The following is a 14,402-nucleotide window of genomic DNA, read 5'->3' as shown; positions in this document are numbered from 1 at the left end:
CGCGGCTTGTCCGGAAGCAACGGCGCAATCAGCCGCCACTCCGCCTCGCTCAAATCATAGCGTCCCATCCAAGGCTCCTCCCAGCAACCTTGAATCAAGCCTCAAACAAATCAGCAAGCTTTATGAGTACAGACTCTAGGCAGAGGCGTCGGCGCAATTCATCGCTTGACCTCAACCATGGTTGAGGTTGCATGGGTGACGGCCGACGCCATTCCAGCAAGGATCGCCATGACCGCCGAAGCCGCCATCGACCCCCCTGCGCCGCGCCGCACCGACGGCTGGCGCGACCTGCTCGGCGAGGGCCGTGCGCCCGTGCTCGCCCTGCTGGTGCTCGGCTGCTGGGTGGTCGCGGCCGATTCGCTGGTCACCGCCACGATCATGCCCGCCGTCGGCACCGCCCTGGCCGGCTTCGCCTGGTTCGGCTGGGCCGCCTCGGGCTTCCTCACCGGCCTCGTCGTCGCCGGCGCCTCGGCGGGCTGGCTGGCCGAGCGGATCGGGCTGCGCGCGGCGATGATGCTTGCCGGGCTCGGCTTCGCGGTGGGCTGCACGCTGAGCGCGGTCGCCCCCGACATCATCCTCTTCCTCGCCGGCCGGGTCCTGCAGGGCTGCGCGGCCGGCTGGGTGATCGGCCTCATCTATGTGGCGCTGGCCGTCCTCTTTCCCGGGCGGCATCTGCCCCGGGCCTTCGCCACCCTGACCAGCGTCTGGGGTGTCGCCACCTTTGCCGGCCCGCTCGTCGGCGGCCTGTTCGCCGACGCCGGGGCATGGCGCGGCGTCTTCTGGCTGTTCGCGGGCCAGGCGCTCCTGTTCACCGCCGCGACCCGGCTGCTGATCCCGCGCGGCGCCGCCGTGGCCGAGGGGAGCCGGCTTCCCCTGCGCACCCTGCTGCTGCTCGCCGCCGGCATCGGCTGCATCGCCAGCGCCGGCGTGGCGGCAAGCCTCGCCGTCGCGGCCCTGCTAGCGGGCGGGGGCCTCCTCCTGATGCTTGCGGCGCTGGCGGCGGACCGCGCCGGGACGAACCGCCTGCTCCCACGGCGTGCCGCCGATCCCGCCTTCCCGCTCGGAGCCGCCTGGCTCGCCTATTTCGGCACGACCGCGGCAGGCGTCGCCTTCTCGCTCTACGGCCCGGCCATGCTGCAGTTCAGCTTCGGCCTCAGCGGGCTCGAGGCCGGCTATGTCGTCGCGATCGAGGCGCTCGCCTGGACCGCCGCCTCGCTCTCGGTGGCAGGCTCGGGCGAGGTCTGGCGCCGCCGGCTGATCGTCCTCGGCCCGGCGTCGATCCTGGCCGGCGCGACCGGCCTGACCCTGCTCATGGCCGGCACCAGCCTGATCGCCATCGCCGCCGCCGGCGCCCTGCTCGGCGCGGGCTACGGCCTGTCCTACTCGTTCATCGGACAGCGGGTGATCGGCTCGTTCGGCGAGGCGGAGCGGGCGCGTGGCTCCTCGGCGATCGGCGCGGTGCGCAATGCGGGCGGCGCGCTCGGCGCCGCTTTGGCCGGGGTCGCCGCCAATGCCGCCGATTTCGGGCGCGGCATCGACCCGTCCAACCTTGCGCCCATCGCCTGGGGCGCGTTCGGGATCGCCATCCCCTTCGCCCTGGCCGGGCTGCTCGCCGCAATCCGCCTGGCCCGCGCCCGGCCCGCCGAAGCCTAGACCGTCGCTGGCTGCGGCAGCACGGCCGCCTCGTAATCGCTCTCGGTCAGCCGGATCAGGTTGCGGTCGTCATGCTTCCAGGGATGGAAGCGGGGCAGGAAGAAAGCGAGCCAGGCGCCGAGGATCTTGCGCAGCATGCCGGGGTTGATCCAGGCGAACCAGAGCATCTTCCGCCAGGCCCTGAAGCCGGTGATCCCGTCCTGCCGAAGCAGTTCGAGCGTGCCCTTCGAGCGGTCGACGACGAAGTTGCGGGTCGTGAACAGCATCACCTTGGCCTTCACCTTCCAGCGCTTGCGGCGGCTCCAGTCCTTCGTCGCGTGCAGCCAGGTGTCGTAGGCGACGCCCTTATGCTCGATCTCCTCGATCGCATGCCAGCGCCAGAGGTCGCCGCTTTCCTTGTCAGCGCCGCGCAGATGCTTCGGATTCCTGAGCAGCTGGTGGGCGAGGATCGCGGTGAAATGCTCGAGGCACATGGTGGCGGCGAGATTCACGACGGGCGGCCGGTTGCGCACGACGGCGAGGCGCATCTCGAGCCGCGCTTCGAGCGGCGCCAGGTCGTAGCCGGCCTCGAGCGCGCGCTTGTTGAACGCGACATGCTCGCGGCTGTGCATCACCTCCTGGGTGGTGAAGGCACGGATCTCTTCCGCGAGCCGCGGCGGGGCGCCGTCGCGGAAATTGCGCACGCTCTCGACGAAGAAGGCTTCGCCCCTGGGGAAGGTGGCGGAGAGGGCATTGTAAAAGGCGGTGGCGACCGGGTCGCCGCCGAGCCACCAGCGCTGCTGCTTCGAGCCGCGCCCGAAGCGGCGGTCGCGCGGGGTGATGGTGAGGTCTTCGGGGGTGTAGGCCACTGCGCTGCCCTCGTCTTTTTCCGCTGGACTCGATGCCCGAGCGGGCCGAATCAATCCGGCATGATCCTGCAGACCACATATTTACACGAATGTCAATAGCTGCTGCCCGCCGCGAACGCCTCTCGCCCGAGGAAAGCCGCGCCGCCGCGCTCGAGGCCGCGCGCCGCCTGCTCATCGAGCATGGCCCGCAGGCGGTGACGCTGAAAGCGGTGGCCGCGGAGATCGGCAAGACCCACGCCAATCTGCTCCATCATTTCGGCTCGGCGGCCGGGCTGCAGTCCGCGCTCGCCGGGCTGATCTCGGCCCGGGTCTGCGCCGGCATCGAGGAGGCCGTGAAGCGCGCCCGGGCGCGGGAGGCGGACCCGATCGAGATCGTCGACCGGACCTTCGACGCCTTCGGCAAGGAGGGGGCCGGCGCGCTTGCGGCCTGGATGATCCTCTCCGGCAATCGCGATGCGCTCAACCCCGTGCTCGACGCGATCCACGAGCTGGTCGACCATCTGCGCGCCGGCCATGAGGACCGGCCGGTGGAGGAGACGACGCTCTGGCTGGTGCTGGTGGCGATGGGCGACTCCCTGCTGGGTGCGGAAATGGCCGGGGCGCTCGGGCTCGATCCGGACAAGGCCCGCGAGGTCGCCCGCCGCGCCCTGCTTGCGATGACCGCGCTCGGCGAAGAGAGGGAGAAATGATCACGGCCTGAGCCGCCGGATCATCCCGGGCAGCGGCGCATGCGGAACGAGTTGCCCGTGCCGATCTCGGAAACGTTCACGTCCTGACCGGCGCGCGAGAAGGACGCGAAATCGGTGATGATCGTGTCGCCGGTGGCGCTCTGGATGATCTCGAAGGATTCGCGGTCGCCGCGGAGCCGGATCCGCCGCGCGAGCACGGTGAGCTCCATCGGCGTCGTGCAATTGCCGTCCCGCGTCCAGCGTCCGTTGAGCCAGGCCGTGGGCGACGGCGCGAAGGCGATCCGCAAGGTCAGGGGAGAGGCGGCGGAATCCGTGCAATTGTCCGCCTGGCGCGGCGCCACCGCGGCGTTCTGCATGCCCGGCACGTCGTTCAGCCAGCGCGTCGCCAGCGTGGCAAGGCGCAGCGCCGCGGCGCGATCGCGCGGCGTGCAATAGACCATCTCCGCCTCGCCCGGCGACAGATCCGTCGTCCCGGCGGCGGCCGCCGGCCGGTAGCCCAGCGACAGGAAGAGGCGCGAGAAATCGTCGGCCGCGCCGTTGACGGGCGTATCGAAGGTGAAGCGCACCGGCACCGGCGTGCCGGGTGCGAAGTTCACGCGCGCCCAATATTCCGTCCGGCCCTCGCGCCGGACCGGAACGAGGCGCTGGATCAGGACCGGCGTGCCGCGGGCGATCAGCCCCATGGCCGGGCCCTTGCGCCCCTCCTCGCTCGGCGCCGTAGAGCGCAGAATGAGATTGTCGGCCATGAGGTAGGTGCCGCGGCCCACGGTCGCCTGGCCGGGGGGCACCCGGCGGCCGGCGGCATCGGTCAGGTTGGAGATCAGGCCCGCATCGGCCGCATAGGCGCTGCCGATCCAGACATAAGCGTGCGAGAAGGTGTCGCCGGTGGCGGCGCCGCCGGCGCCGGCGGTCGCCTGCGCGACGGTCTGCGCGTCGACCCGCTCGGTCTGGGCGGGCGACCCCTGCGACTTGCTGCCATTGGCCGTCCGGACAAAGGCGTCGGTGGCGCGAATGCCCTGGCGGACCACGTCCTCGGCCTGGTCCATCGCATTGTCCGCTGCCCGGTCGCGAAAATAGAAAAAGGCGGCGACGCCCCCGGCGACGAAGATCAGGATCAGCGCCAGCAGCGCCCAGCGGCCGAGCTTGCGCCAGCGGCGCAGCATGGTCCGGTCCAGCCAGGTGCGGTCCTGGCTGTCCTTCAGCAGCTTCTCGACCGCCTGCCATTCCGGCTCCTCGCCGATCTCGAGCTTGCCAGCGGGCCGGACCAGATAGGGCCGCACCCAGTCCGGACGCTCCTTGATCTGCTCGAACCAGGCGCTCAGCCGCTCGGTGGTGGCGCCGTCCAGATAGGCGCGGGGGTTCGAGCGATAGAAATCCGCATGCACGGCGAGCCAGCGCCAGAGCATCGCGTCCTGCGCCTCGCGTTCGATCCAGCCGACGGGCCGGGCATTGGCGTCGATCGCCTTGTCGCTCATCCGCGGCCAGGTCCGGATCAGCGCCTCGTGGCTGATGTCGATGACGCTCTCGCCCCCGATCTCCGCGGTCATCGCCTCGTAGGGCGTCAGGAAGGAGACGGTGTCGCGGCGGAAGGCGTCGACGATCGCGCGCGTCCCCGCCGCGTCCAGCCCGCTGAGCCGGGCGAGGCGCCAGTAACGCTGCGGGAAGCGGATCGCGCGGCTCTCGCTGTCCTTGCGGGTGAGCGCCCGGAAGATGAACTCGACCGCCCGCTCCTTGGCCGGGTCACCGCCCGTCGTCTCGGCCAGCACGCGGTCGGCATGGCCGGCGAGGATCGCGCCGAGCGGGCCCTTCTGCCGGGTCTGGCTGCTCTGCGCGGAGCCTTCCAGCGCCCGCTCGTAGTCGGCGAGGGCCAACCGCCCGCTGTCTGAGGCCAGCCACATCTGCATCAGCGCGTGCTGGATCAGCGGCAGCGAATCCTCCTCGCGCCGGGCATCGTCCGCCATCCGCTCGGCAAGGGCATGATCGACATGGCCCTCGAACACCTCCGCGGGTTCGCGGATCGCGCGGATCAGATCGTCGCGGCTCATATTCGGGAGCAGATATTGGGTGCGGTTGATCGCCTCGGCGAGGCCGGGATAACGCGAGCAATTGCCCAGGAATTCGGAGCGCATGGTGAGGATGAAACTAATCTCGGCCGGCACCGGCTCGGCCGGCCGCGCCGCCCCCTCCGCTTCCCACCAGCCGCCCTCCTCGTCGCCGCCGCCGCAGAGCTGGACGAGCAGATCGGCGAAGCGCTGCGCCTCCTCGAAGCCCTCGTCCTCGGCGAAGCGGAACAGCTCCTCGAACTGGTCGATGACGATGCAGAGCTGGTCGACGCCCGCATCGGCGGCGAGGCGCGCAACGCCGGCCCGCGCCGCCCCTGCCCCGCCCGAAATCGCGCGGTAGACCGCGTCGACCGGCGCCGGGCCGCCATCGGTCCCGCACAATTCGCCGAGCAGCCCGACCAGCGACTGCATCGGCTGGATGCCGGGGCGGAACGTCCCCGTCCTCAGCACCAGGCCGCGCCGCGCCCGCCGCCGCGCCAGCTGCGGCAGCACGCCCGCCGCGATCAGGGAGGATTTGCCGCAGCCCGAGGCGCCGTGGACGACGACCATATGCTGCTCGTTCAGGCGCACCAGCACCTGGTTGATCATCTGCTCGCGGCCGAAGAAGATGTCGCGCTCGCGCGGCAGGAACGGCCGCAACCCCGGATAGGGACCCTCGGCCATGCCTTCGAGCGGATCCGCCTCGAAGGCGCGCCAGGCCTTGTTCACGCCGCGGGCTCCGCGGCTCCGGCGCCGTCCTCCAGCCCGTAGCGCTGCCGGACCTTGCCCGCCGAGGCCGAAAGCCAGGTGCGGATATAATGCGGCCAGTTGCAGGAGGGCGCGTCGATCCAGTCGATGTCGAAGCGCCGGGCATTGCTGAGCCGCGCCGGCTTGGCCAACTCGCCGACCCGGTCGACCACCGCGCAGGGCAGATATTTCTTATATTTGGAGGCGATGAAGTTGCGCCGCTCGCGGCCGACCACGTCGAGGTCGAAATCGAGCTTCACGCCGTCGGCGGCGACCATCACCATCGCGTCGCAGCGGCTGGCGAGGCGCGCATATTCGTTGCGCTTGGCGCTGTCGTCGTCGGCATCGAGCGGCTCGGGCTCGCCCGGCGTCACCATGATGCCGAGCCCGTCCAGCTCCTTCCAGGTCGCCTCCCATTCGGCGACCTCGTCGTTGCGCCCGTAGAGATAGATGCGCTCGATCTCGCCTTTCTCCAGCCAGTCGACCAGCTCGATCTTGCGCGCCTTCTCGGTCAGCTCGCTGTCGAACGCCCTGAGGCGGCGCTGGATCTGGCTCGCCATCTCCATGAAGGCCTGGTGCATCTCGGGCGGGATGTTGCCGTGCCAGTCGGTCATCCAGCCATAGGGCAGCGGGCTGCCGCGGCGGTGGAACTCCCAGCCGACCGTCTTGTTGCCCTCGGCGTCGGTCAGCGGGGCGGGCCAGGCCAGATCGTCCGTGTCCATCGCCTTGGCGATGAAGATGCGGCCGCTGACCCCGCCGCCCCGTTCGGCGGCCGCCGCCTCGAACGTCTCCAGCTCGCGCCGGCACCAGTCGCTCTCCAGATATTGGGGCGACATCACGATCTGCAGCAGCGCCGACGCCCTGACCTTCTCGGCCAGCTCGGGCGCCAGGTGCGCGGTCTTGTTGAGCCCGTCGCCCAACGCATCGCTCTCGTCGAAGAAGATGCGCGGCGGTGGCTTCAGATTCAGGGAATCGAGCGTCTCGGACAGCGCCTGGTACAATTGCTTCGACCAGCGCTTGAGTTGCGCGTCGCCGCTTCGCCGCACATCGCCATGGGCGTAGGAAAAGAACATGTCGAAGTCGAAGCCGTGCCTGGCCAGATAACAGGATTCGGCAGAGTCTTTCCCGCTCATCGTCCCCCTGTCTTTTGCCTTTCCTGCCGGAGCGCGGACCATAACATTCTTCCCGATCCGCTCCTATCGTTATTGGGGCAGACCGGTTTGGGCCAGGTGAGCGGCGTCGCCCTGGGTCGCACGTCGCCGCCGACCCATCGGCGGCCCCTCGTTTGACTCCTGACCCGCCCGCCCTAAATGCCGCCCATGCATTTTCTCGACCAGGCCAAGATCTTCATCCGCTCCGGCGCCGGCGGCCCGGGCGCGGTGTCGTTCCGGCGCGAGAAGTTCATCGAATATGGGGGCCCCGACGGCGGCGACGGCGGCAAGGGCGGCGACATCGTCTTCGAGGCGGTCGAGGGCCTGAACACTTTGATCGACTTCCGCTACACCCAGCATTTCCGCGCCCCGCGCGGCACCGGCGGCTCCGGGCAGAACCGGACGGGCGCGGGCGGCAACGACCTCGTCATCAAGGTCCCGGTCGGCACGCAAGTGCTCGACGACGAGCGCGAGAACGTCCTCGCCGACTTCACCGAGGTCGGCCAGCGCGTCGTCCTGCTCCGGGGCGGCGACGGCGGCCGCGGCAATGCCAGTTACAAGAGCTCGACCAACCGCGCCCCGCGGCAGCACGGCACCGGCTGGCCCGGCGAGGAACGCTGGGTCTGGCTGCGCCTGAAGCTGATCGCGGACGCGGGCCTGGTCGGCCTGCCCAATGCCGGCAAGTCCACCTTCCTCAACGCCGTCTCCAACGCCAAGGCCAAGGTCGGCGACTATCCGTTCACCACGCTCCACCCGAAGCTCGGCGTCGTCCGCCACAAGGGCGTCGACTTCGTGCTCGCCGACATTCCGGGCCTGATCGAGGGCGCGGCGGAGGGCGCGGGGATCGGCGACCGCTTCCTCGGCCATGTCGAGCGCACCCGGATCCTCCTCCACCTGATCGACGCCAACAATGAGGACGTCGCGACCGCCTACCGCACCGTCCGCGACGAGCTGGAGGCCTATGGCGCCGGCCTGGACGAGAAGGTCGAGCTGGTCGCGCTCAACAAGGCCGACACGATCGACGACGAATTGGCCGAGGCCCTCGCCGCCGAGCTTGCCGAGGAGAGCGGGGCCCGCGTCTTTATCGTCTCCGGCGCGACCGGCGCGGGCGTGGAGGAGATTCTCGACGCGATCCTGCCCGAGCTTGGTGCGATCCAGCGCGAGGCGGTGGGCGACGACGAGGAACCGGGCTGGTCGCCACTATGACCCCCCCCACCCTCGCGATCACCGGCGGCACCGGCTTCGTCGGCGGCCATCTGCTGAGGGCCGCGCGCGCGGCGGGCCACCCGGTCCGTGCCCTGACCCGCGGCTGGCGCCCCGCCGAGCCGGGGATCGACTGGGTCGAAGGCGCGCTGGACCGGCCGGACAGCCTCGCCGCGCTCTGCGGGGAGGCCGACGCGGTCATCCATATCGCCGGCCTGATCAACGCGCCGGACCGGGCCGGCTTCGAGGCCGTCAATGTCGGCGGCACCGCCGCGACCGTGGATGCGGCCCGCGCCGCCGGCATCCGCCGCTTCATCCACATCTCCTCGCTCGCTGCGCGCGAGCCTGAGCTCAGCGACTATGGCTGGTCCAAGGCCCGCTCGGAGCGCGTGGTCGCCGCCTCGGGGCTGGACTGGACGATCGTCCGGCCGCCCGCCGTCTACGGGCCGGGCGACCGCGAGACGTTCGAACTGTTCCGCATGGCGAAGCGCGGCCTCGTCGCCTTGCCGCCCAGGGGCCGCTTCTCGGTCATCCATGTCGAGGATCTGTGCCGGCTGATCCTCGCCTTGCTCGACGCGCCCGCGAGCGTGGGCGAGACCTACGAGCCCGACGACGGCACGCCCGAGGGCTGGGACCACCGCCACTTCGCGCGCACGCTCGGCCGGGTCTTCGGCAAGCGCGCCGCGACCCTGGCCGTGCCCAAAGCAGTGGTGAAGGGTGCTGCCCGCCTCGACCGCCTGGTCCGCCGCGACAAGGCCAAATTGACCCCCGACCGCGCCCGCTATTTCTGCCATCCGGACTGGGTGGTCACCGCCGAGGCACGCCCGCCCGAGAGCCTCTGGCGCCCCGCCATCCGCACCCAGACCGGCCTCAAGACCACGGCCGAATGGTATCAGGAGCAGGGCTGGCTGCGCTGACTCAGAGATACTGGATCACGAACGCCGCGCCGCTCGCGATCAGGCCGAGCAGGAAGACGCGATAGGCCCAGGTCAGCATCCGGTACTTCTTGGTCTGCATCACGGTACCGGCCTGGTGGATGTCGCGGGCCATCGTCCGGTAGATGCTGTCCTCGGTGCGGAGCTTCGCCGTCACCTCGTCGATGAACTCGTCCTCCGCCATCCGGCTGAACGTCCCGAAGAAGAGAATGTTGGGCTGACCGCCCTTGCGCCTGGCGCTCGTCATCGGGATGACCGCCAGCACCGCGAAGATCGCGGCGAAGAAGGCCGCGCCGCCCAGGATCAGCAACGGCAGCGGCGGCAGGCCGCCATGCGCCTGGCCGATGGTGATGGTGAAGATCACGAAGGTCGCGCCCATCAGCAGGCTCGCCTTGGCGTCGGCCATCGCCGAAAGCTGAAGCTGGGCAAGCTGGGCTGTGCGCATCATATGGACCGCATTGGGCGGATAGACCGCGCTCGCCTCCGGCGCCGTTTCGTCGGTTTCGCCTGTCACACAAGAGTCCCTGTTTCGTCCCCGGGCCGTCATCGCACGCGGCGCGCGCTCTTGCCAAGCCGCCCCGCCCCCCGTCTCCAAACCGTCCCTTTCCTGCCGCAATCGCTTGGCACGAGGCCCTCGGAAACCTAAAGGACGGACATGACCGACAGAGACGAGACCTTCGACAAGGTCGCGAGCCTGATCGAGCCCTTCAACAAAAAGGGCGTCGCGCTCACCGAAACCACCACCTTCGCCGGCGATCTCGAATGGGACAGCCTGGTGGTGATGGACTTCGTCGCCAATGTGGAGGACGAGTTCGATATCCTGATCACGATGAGCCAGCAGGCCGAGATCGAGAATGTCGGCCAGCTCGTCGACGCGGTCGAGAGTCTGAGGACCGAAGGATGAGCAGCCGTCCCCTTCCCGCCGCGGATGCCTCCCCGGGCGCCGTCGACCTGTTCAGCAAGTTCGATCCTTTGATCCAGATCCGCGAGGGCCTGCTCGCTACCGGCGTCAAGGACCCGTTCGGGCTGGTCATGGAGAAGGTCCTCTCCCCCACCCGCGCCATCTGCAACGGCAAGGAGACGATCCTTCTCGGCACCTATAATTATATGGGCATGACGTTCGACGACGACGTCATCGCCGCCGGCAAGAAGGCGCTGGACGAGTTCGGCTCGGGGACCACGGGCAGCCGCGTCCTCAACGGCACCTATGCCGGCCACAAGGCCGTCGAGGAGGCTCTGAAGGACTTCTACGCCATGGATCACGCCATGGTCTTCTCGACCGGCTACCAGGCCAATCTCGGCATCATCTCCACGATCGCGGGCAAGGGCGACTATATCGTCCTCGACATCGACAGCCACGCCTCCATCTACGACGGCTGCAAGATGGGCGACGCGGAGATCGTCCCCTTCCGCCACAACGACATCAGCGCGCTCGAGAAGCGCCTCGCCCGCATCCCCGAGGGCGCCGGCAAGCTGGTCGTGCTCGAGGGCGTCTATTCCATGCTCGGCGACGTCGCCCCGCTCAAGGAGATGATCGCCGTCTCCAGGGCCGCCGGCGCGATGGTGCTGGTCGACGAGGCCCATAGTATGGGCTTCATCGGCCCCAATGGCCGCGGCGTCGCCGAAGACCAGGGCGTGTTGGACGATGTCGATTTCGTGATCGGCACCTTCTCCAAATCGGTCGGCACGGTCGGCGGCTTCTGCGTCTCCAACCATCCCAAGTTCGAGATCCTGCGGCTGGTCTGCCGGCCCTATGTGTTCACCGCCTCGCTCCCGCCGAGCGTCGTCGCCACCGCGGCGACCTCGATCCGCAAGCTGAAGCACGGCCACAACAAGCGCGCCCATCTCTGGGAGAATTCGAAGCGGCTCCATGCCGGCCTCAAGGCGCTCGGCTTCACGCTCGGCACCGACGAGCCCCAGTCCGCGATCATTGCCGTGATCATGCCGGATCTGGAGAAAGGCGCCGCGATGTGGGAGGCGCTCCTTGCGGAGGGCCTCTACGTCAACCTGGCCCGCCCGCCGGCGACCCCCGCCAACATGACCCTGCTCCGCTGCTCGCTCTGCGCCGAGCATAGCGATGCCGAAGTGGGCGAGATCCTTCAGATGTTCGAGAATGCCGGCAAGGCCGTCGGCGTGATCTGACCGGCGCACGCCGCGTTCAACGCCGACGCGTTCGTCACCGGCTCCGCTGCGGCCGATGCGAATGACCGGATCATCTACAACAGCGGCACCGGCCAGCTCTTCTATGATGCCGACGGCAACGGGGGCGGCGCCGCGGTGCTGTTCGCGACGCTGCAGGGCAATCCGGTGCTCGCGGCCAGCGACTTCACGGTGATCTGACGGGCACGGGCCGTACTGGGAGGACCCTCACCTCTGCGGCGGCGCCCCCCTTTCGTCATTCCTGGCGTCGCGGTCGGGGACCGTTTGACTGAGTTTGTGGAACCTTTCCCTGGATCCCGCATAGAGTGGAGGACACAAGGGAGAGGCTCAGGATCCGGTTCGGGCGCGGGGAGTCGGGCCTTTCCCGCCTTATACCCCATTGAGTTCGTTTAATGTATGATCGGGTGATCGTCGCACTGCCCGGCACGGGAGATAAGAAATGCCGCTGATCGTAGGAACGAATGAGGGGGAAACGCTGGACGGAACCTCGGACGCCGACACCATCCGCGGCCTTGGCGGGAACGACCATATCGACGGCCGCGAAGGCGCGGACCAGCTCGAGGGCGGTACCGGCGACGACGTCTTTGTCGTCGACAATGTCATGGACGTCATCGTCGAGCTCGACGGTGAGGGCTTCGACACGGTCCTGCTCGACGCGGCTGCCCTCTTTCTGAAGACCTACGTCCTTGCCGCGGAAGCGCATGCGGAATGGCTCTCGACCACCTGGACCGCAGGCCAAATGCCCGTCGACATTACCGGCAACGCCTTCGACCAATATCTTCTCGGCAACAATGGCAGCAATGCTCTCAATGGCATGGGCGGCGCCGATGTGATGATCGGCTATGGCGGCAGCGACAAATATTATGTCGATAATGCGGGCGACCAGATGTTCGAGGCGACCAACGCCGGCGGCACCGATATCGCCTACATCTCCGTCGACTACACGCTCGCTGCGGGAGTAGAGATGGAAATTCTGCAGTCAAACATCGCTACCCCCAACAATGGCGCCGGCCTCAAACTCACGGGCAACGAAATTTTCAATTGGCTCGCCGGCACCAACGGCAAGGACGTCCTGGACGGCGGCGCCGGCGCCGACAGGATGACCGGCGCGGACGGTGACGACATCTACATCGTCGATCATGCCGGGGATGTGGTGGACGAGCTCCTCGGCGGCTTCGACGTCCTCTATACGAGCACGAGCTATTCGATCGATGAAGTGTATCGGGTCGACTGGCTGTCCACGTCCCGCACGGCAGGGACTGACGCGATCGACATCATCGTCAGATCGAACGGCACCGCTCAACAGGCGCTGAACCAGTATCTGCTCGGCAACAACGGCACGAACACGCTCGACGGGGGGCGGGGCAACGACGTGATGATCGGTTTCGGCGGCGACGATGTCTATGTCGTGGGCAGCGTCGGCGACACGGTCTACGAAAATGCCGGGGAGGGTTTCGACACGATCCTCACCCAGGTCAGCTACACGCTTGCGGCGGGCCTGTCGGTCGAATGGCTATCCGCCTTCAGCACCGCGGGCTTCACCGTGCTCGATCTGACTGGCAATGAATTCGCCCAGCATCTGCTCGGCACCAGCAGCGCCAACGTGCTGAACGGCATGGGAGGTGCCGACACGTTGCTTGGCTTCGGTGGTGCCGACACCTTCGCCTTCACTACCGCTCTGGGTGGCGGCAATGTCGATCTGATCGCCGATTTCCTTGGCGGCACCGACAAGATCGCGCTCGACGATGCGATCTTCGCCGGCATCGGCGGGCCCGGCGCGTTCAACGCCGACGCCTTCGTTACCGGCTCCGCTGCGGCCGATGCAAATGACCGGATCATCTACAACAGCGGCACCGGCCAGCTCTTCTACGACGCCGACGGCACCGGCGCCGGCGCTGCCGTTTTGTTCGCGACTTTGCAGGGCAATCCGGTGCTCGCGGCCAGCGACTTCACGGTGATCTGAGCCGCTAGCGCCGCATCAGCTCGCGGCTCGTCTCGACGGCCGGCCGGCCGACCGGCTGGCTTGCCGCGGGCGGCAGGCGGCGGTCGAGCGCCGCGAGCCAGCGCTCGGCGCCGGCGCCGATGCTGACCTGCGGCTCGGACGGCCGGACCGGGAATTGCGCCTCCCAGCTGGTGATCAGAGCCTTCGCCTCCGTGAAGGCGGCGCGGAGCGGCTGCGGCTTGCGCAGCGCGTGGTTGATCATCGCGTCGCCGAAGAATGTCCAGTCATTGTCCGCGACGCAGCCGAAGGAGGAGCGTTCCGACGAGGCCGCGGTCACGATCGCCGTCGTGTCGGACTGGAGCCGCGGCACGAACACGCCGGAATAGCAGGCGCTGAGGATCAGCAGCCGGTTGCGGATGCCGGTCCGGTCGAAAATCTCGCGCAGCCGGTTCGGCGAGATCGCGCCATAGCCGTTGTCGGCGTCGTGATAGATGATCCCGAACGGCGTGCCGTGGCTCGTCGTGTACACGACGACCACGTCCTCGTTCCTGTCGATCAGCTCGGCGATCCGGGCCAGCGCCATGGCCAGCCGCTCCGGCGTGCCGCGCGGCAGCGCCGAGGCGGCATTGCCGTCCGATCCCGCGAGCACGATCGTACGGCCGCGCGCGCCGTAGCGGGCGCCGAGCACGTCGCCGGCCACCCGCGCCTCGCGCCCGAAGACCGGGTCGCTGTCGAGCGCGATCGAAATCACATAGGCATCGACCGTCCCGGCCCGCTGCGGCAGCAGCGCCCGCAGCGCCCGATCGAGCTTGCGATGCTCCGCCAGCTCCACGGCCGGATCGCGCGCCTGCTCGATCTGCATGCCGGCATCGGCGCGCATCCTGAGCGTCGCCTCGTCCGGGACGAGGAAGAAGGGGGAATTGCGGCTGGTGTGGCGCGGCGCCTGATAGCCGGTGCCGCCCTGAGTCGAGGCGACCGCCGGCAGGGTCAGCAGCAGAACCGCGAAAGCACGCAACATTGTCCGCACAGGCA

12 protein-coding genes are annotated in these 14,402 nt (G+C 68.8%); 7 read left to right on the top strand and 5 right to left on the bottom strand.

Annotated features, from left to right (window positions below):
• Positions 1–177 precede the first annotated feature (177 nt).
• Positions 178–1,653, top strand: a complete 1,476-nt coding sequence (locus tag VEC11_RS02050) for an MFS transporter (protein WP_464128686.1) — start codon at positions 178–180, stop codon at positions 1,651–1,653.
• Here VEC11_RS02050 and VEC11_RS02045 read toward each other — a convergent pair.
• On the bottom strand, positions 1,650–2,501 hold the full coding sequence (locus tag VEC11_RS02045; protein WP_464128684.1) for a metal-dependent hydrolase: 852 nt from the start codon (positions 2,499–2,501) through the stop codon (positions 1,650–1,652). The genes VEC11_RS02050 and VEC11_RS02045 overlap by 4 nt on opposite strands.
• Before the next feature lie 89 nt (positions 2,502–2,590).
• On the opposite strand from VEC11_RS02045, the gene VEC11_RS02040 reads away from it, so the two are divergent.
• Entirely contained in the window at positions 2,591–3,190 is a 600-nt protein-coding gene (locus VEC11_RS02040) for a TetR family transcriptional regulator (RefSeq protein ID WP_464128682.1), read from the top strand.
• Between the two features lie 20 nt (positions 3,191–3,210).
• On the opposite strand, the gene VEC11_RS02035 is transcribed toward VEC11_RS02040, so the two are convergent.
• Both VEC11_RS02035 and VEC11_RS02030 read right to left on the bottom strand, forming a co-directional pair.
• A complete protein-coding gene (locus VEC11_RS02035; RefSeq protein ID WP_464128681.1) occupies positions 3,211–5,961 on the bottom strand; it encodes an nSTAND1 domain-containing NTPase in 2,751 nt (916 codons plus the stop codon).
• Positions 5,958–7,112 (bottom strand): toll/interleukin-1 receptor domain-containing protein, encoded by a 1,155-nt coding sequence (locus tag VEC11_RS02030; protein ID WP_464128679.1) that lies wholly within the window; start codon positions 7,110–7,112, stop codon positions 5,958–5,960. The genes VEC11_RS02035 and VEC11_RS02030 overlap by 4 nt, the downstream gene beginning before the upstream one ends.
• 186 nt (positions 7,113–7,298) lie before the next feature.
• Here VEC11_RS02030 and obgE point away from each other — a divergent pair, with 186 nt between their 5' ends.
• Positions 7,299–8,336 (top strand): GTPase ObgE, encoded by a 1,038-nt coding sequence (obgE, locus tag VEC11_RS02025; protein ID WP_464128677.1) that lies wholly within the window; start codon positions 7,299–7,301, stop codon positions 8,334–8,336.
• On the top strand, positions 8,333–9,250 hold the full coding sequence (locus VEC11_RS02020; protein ID WP_464128676.1) for an NAD-dependent epimerase/dehydratase family protein: 918 nt from the start codon (positions 8,333–8,335) through the stop codon (positions 9,248–9,250). Before obgE ends, VEC11_RS02020 begins: the two co-directional genes overlap by 4 nt.
• A gap of 1 nt (position 9,251) precedes the next feature.
• Here VEC11_RS02020 and VEC11_RS02015 read toward each other — a convergent pair whose 3' ends face one another.
• Positions 9,252–9,782: a Pycsar system effector family protein gene (locus VEC11_RS02015; RefSeq protein WP_464128674.1), complete on the bottom strand. Its 531-nt coding sequence runs from the start codon at positions 9,780–9,782 to the stop codon at positions 9,252–9,254.
• A 141-nt stretch (positions 9,783–9,923) separates the two neighbouring features.
• Here VEC11_RS02015 and VEC11_RS02010 point away from each other — a divergent pair, with 141 nt between their 5' ends.
• The 3 genes from VEC11_RS02010 to VEC11_RS02000 all read left to right on the top strand — a co-directional run bounded on the left by VEC11_RS02010 (position 9,924) and on the right by VEC11_RS02000 (position 13,391).
• Positions 9,924–10,172 (top strand): acyl carrier protein, encoded by a 249-nt coding sequence (locus tag VEC11_RS02010; protein ID WP_464128673.1) that lies wholly within the window; start codon positions 9,924–9,926, stop codon positions 10,170–10,172.
• The gene (gene spt / locus VEC11_RS02005; protein ID WP_464128671.1) at positions 10,169–11,410 is read left to right on the top strand and encodes a serine palmitoyltransferase; all 1,242 of its coding nucleotides are present in this window, start codon (positions 10,169–10,171) and stop codon (positions 11,408–11,410) included. Before VEC11_RS02010 ends, spt begins: the two co-directional genes overlap by 4 nt.
• Before the next feature lie 457 nt (positions 11,411–11,867).
• Entirely contained in the window at positions 11,868–13,391 is a 1,524-nt protein-coding gene (locus VEC11_RS02000; protein ID WP_464128669.1) for a hypothetical protein, read from the top strand.
• A gap of 4 nt (positions 13,392–13,395) precedes the next feature.
• Here VEC11_RS02000 and VEC11_RS01995 read toward each other — a convergent pair whose 3' ends face one another.
• Entirely contained in the window at positions 13,396–14,388 is a 993-nt protein-coding gene (locus VEC11_RS01995) for a C13 family peptidase (RefSeq protein WP_464128667.1), read from the bottom strand.
• Positions 14,389–14,402 lie beyond the last annotated feature (14 nt).

Source organism: Allosphingosinicella sp. (assembly GCF_035626655.1).
In the GTDB taxonomy this organism is placed as follows: domain Bacteria; phylum Pseudomonadota; class Alphaproteobacteria; order Sphingomonadales; family Sphingomonadaceae; genus Allosphingosinicella.
The sequence above is the reverse complement of the archived record's forward strand: the minus strand, read 5'-3'. Positions and strand labels throughout refer to the sequence as shown.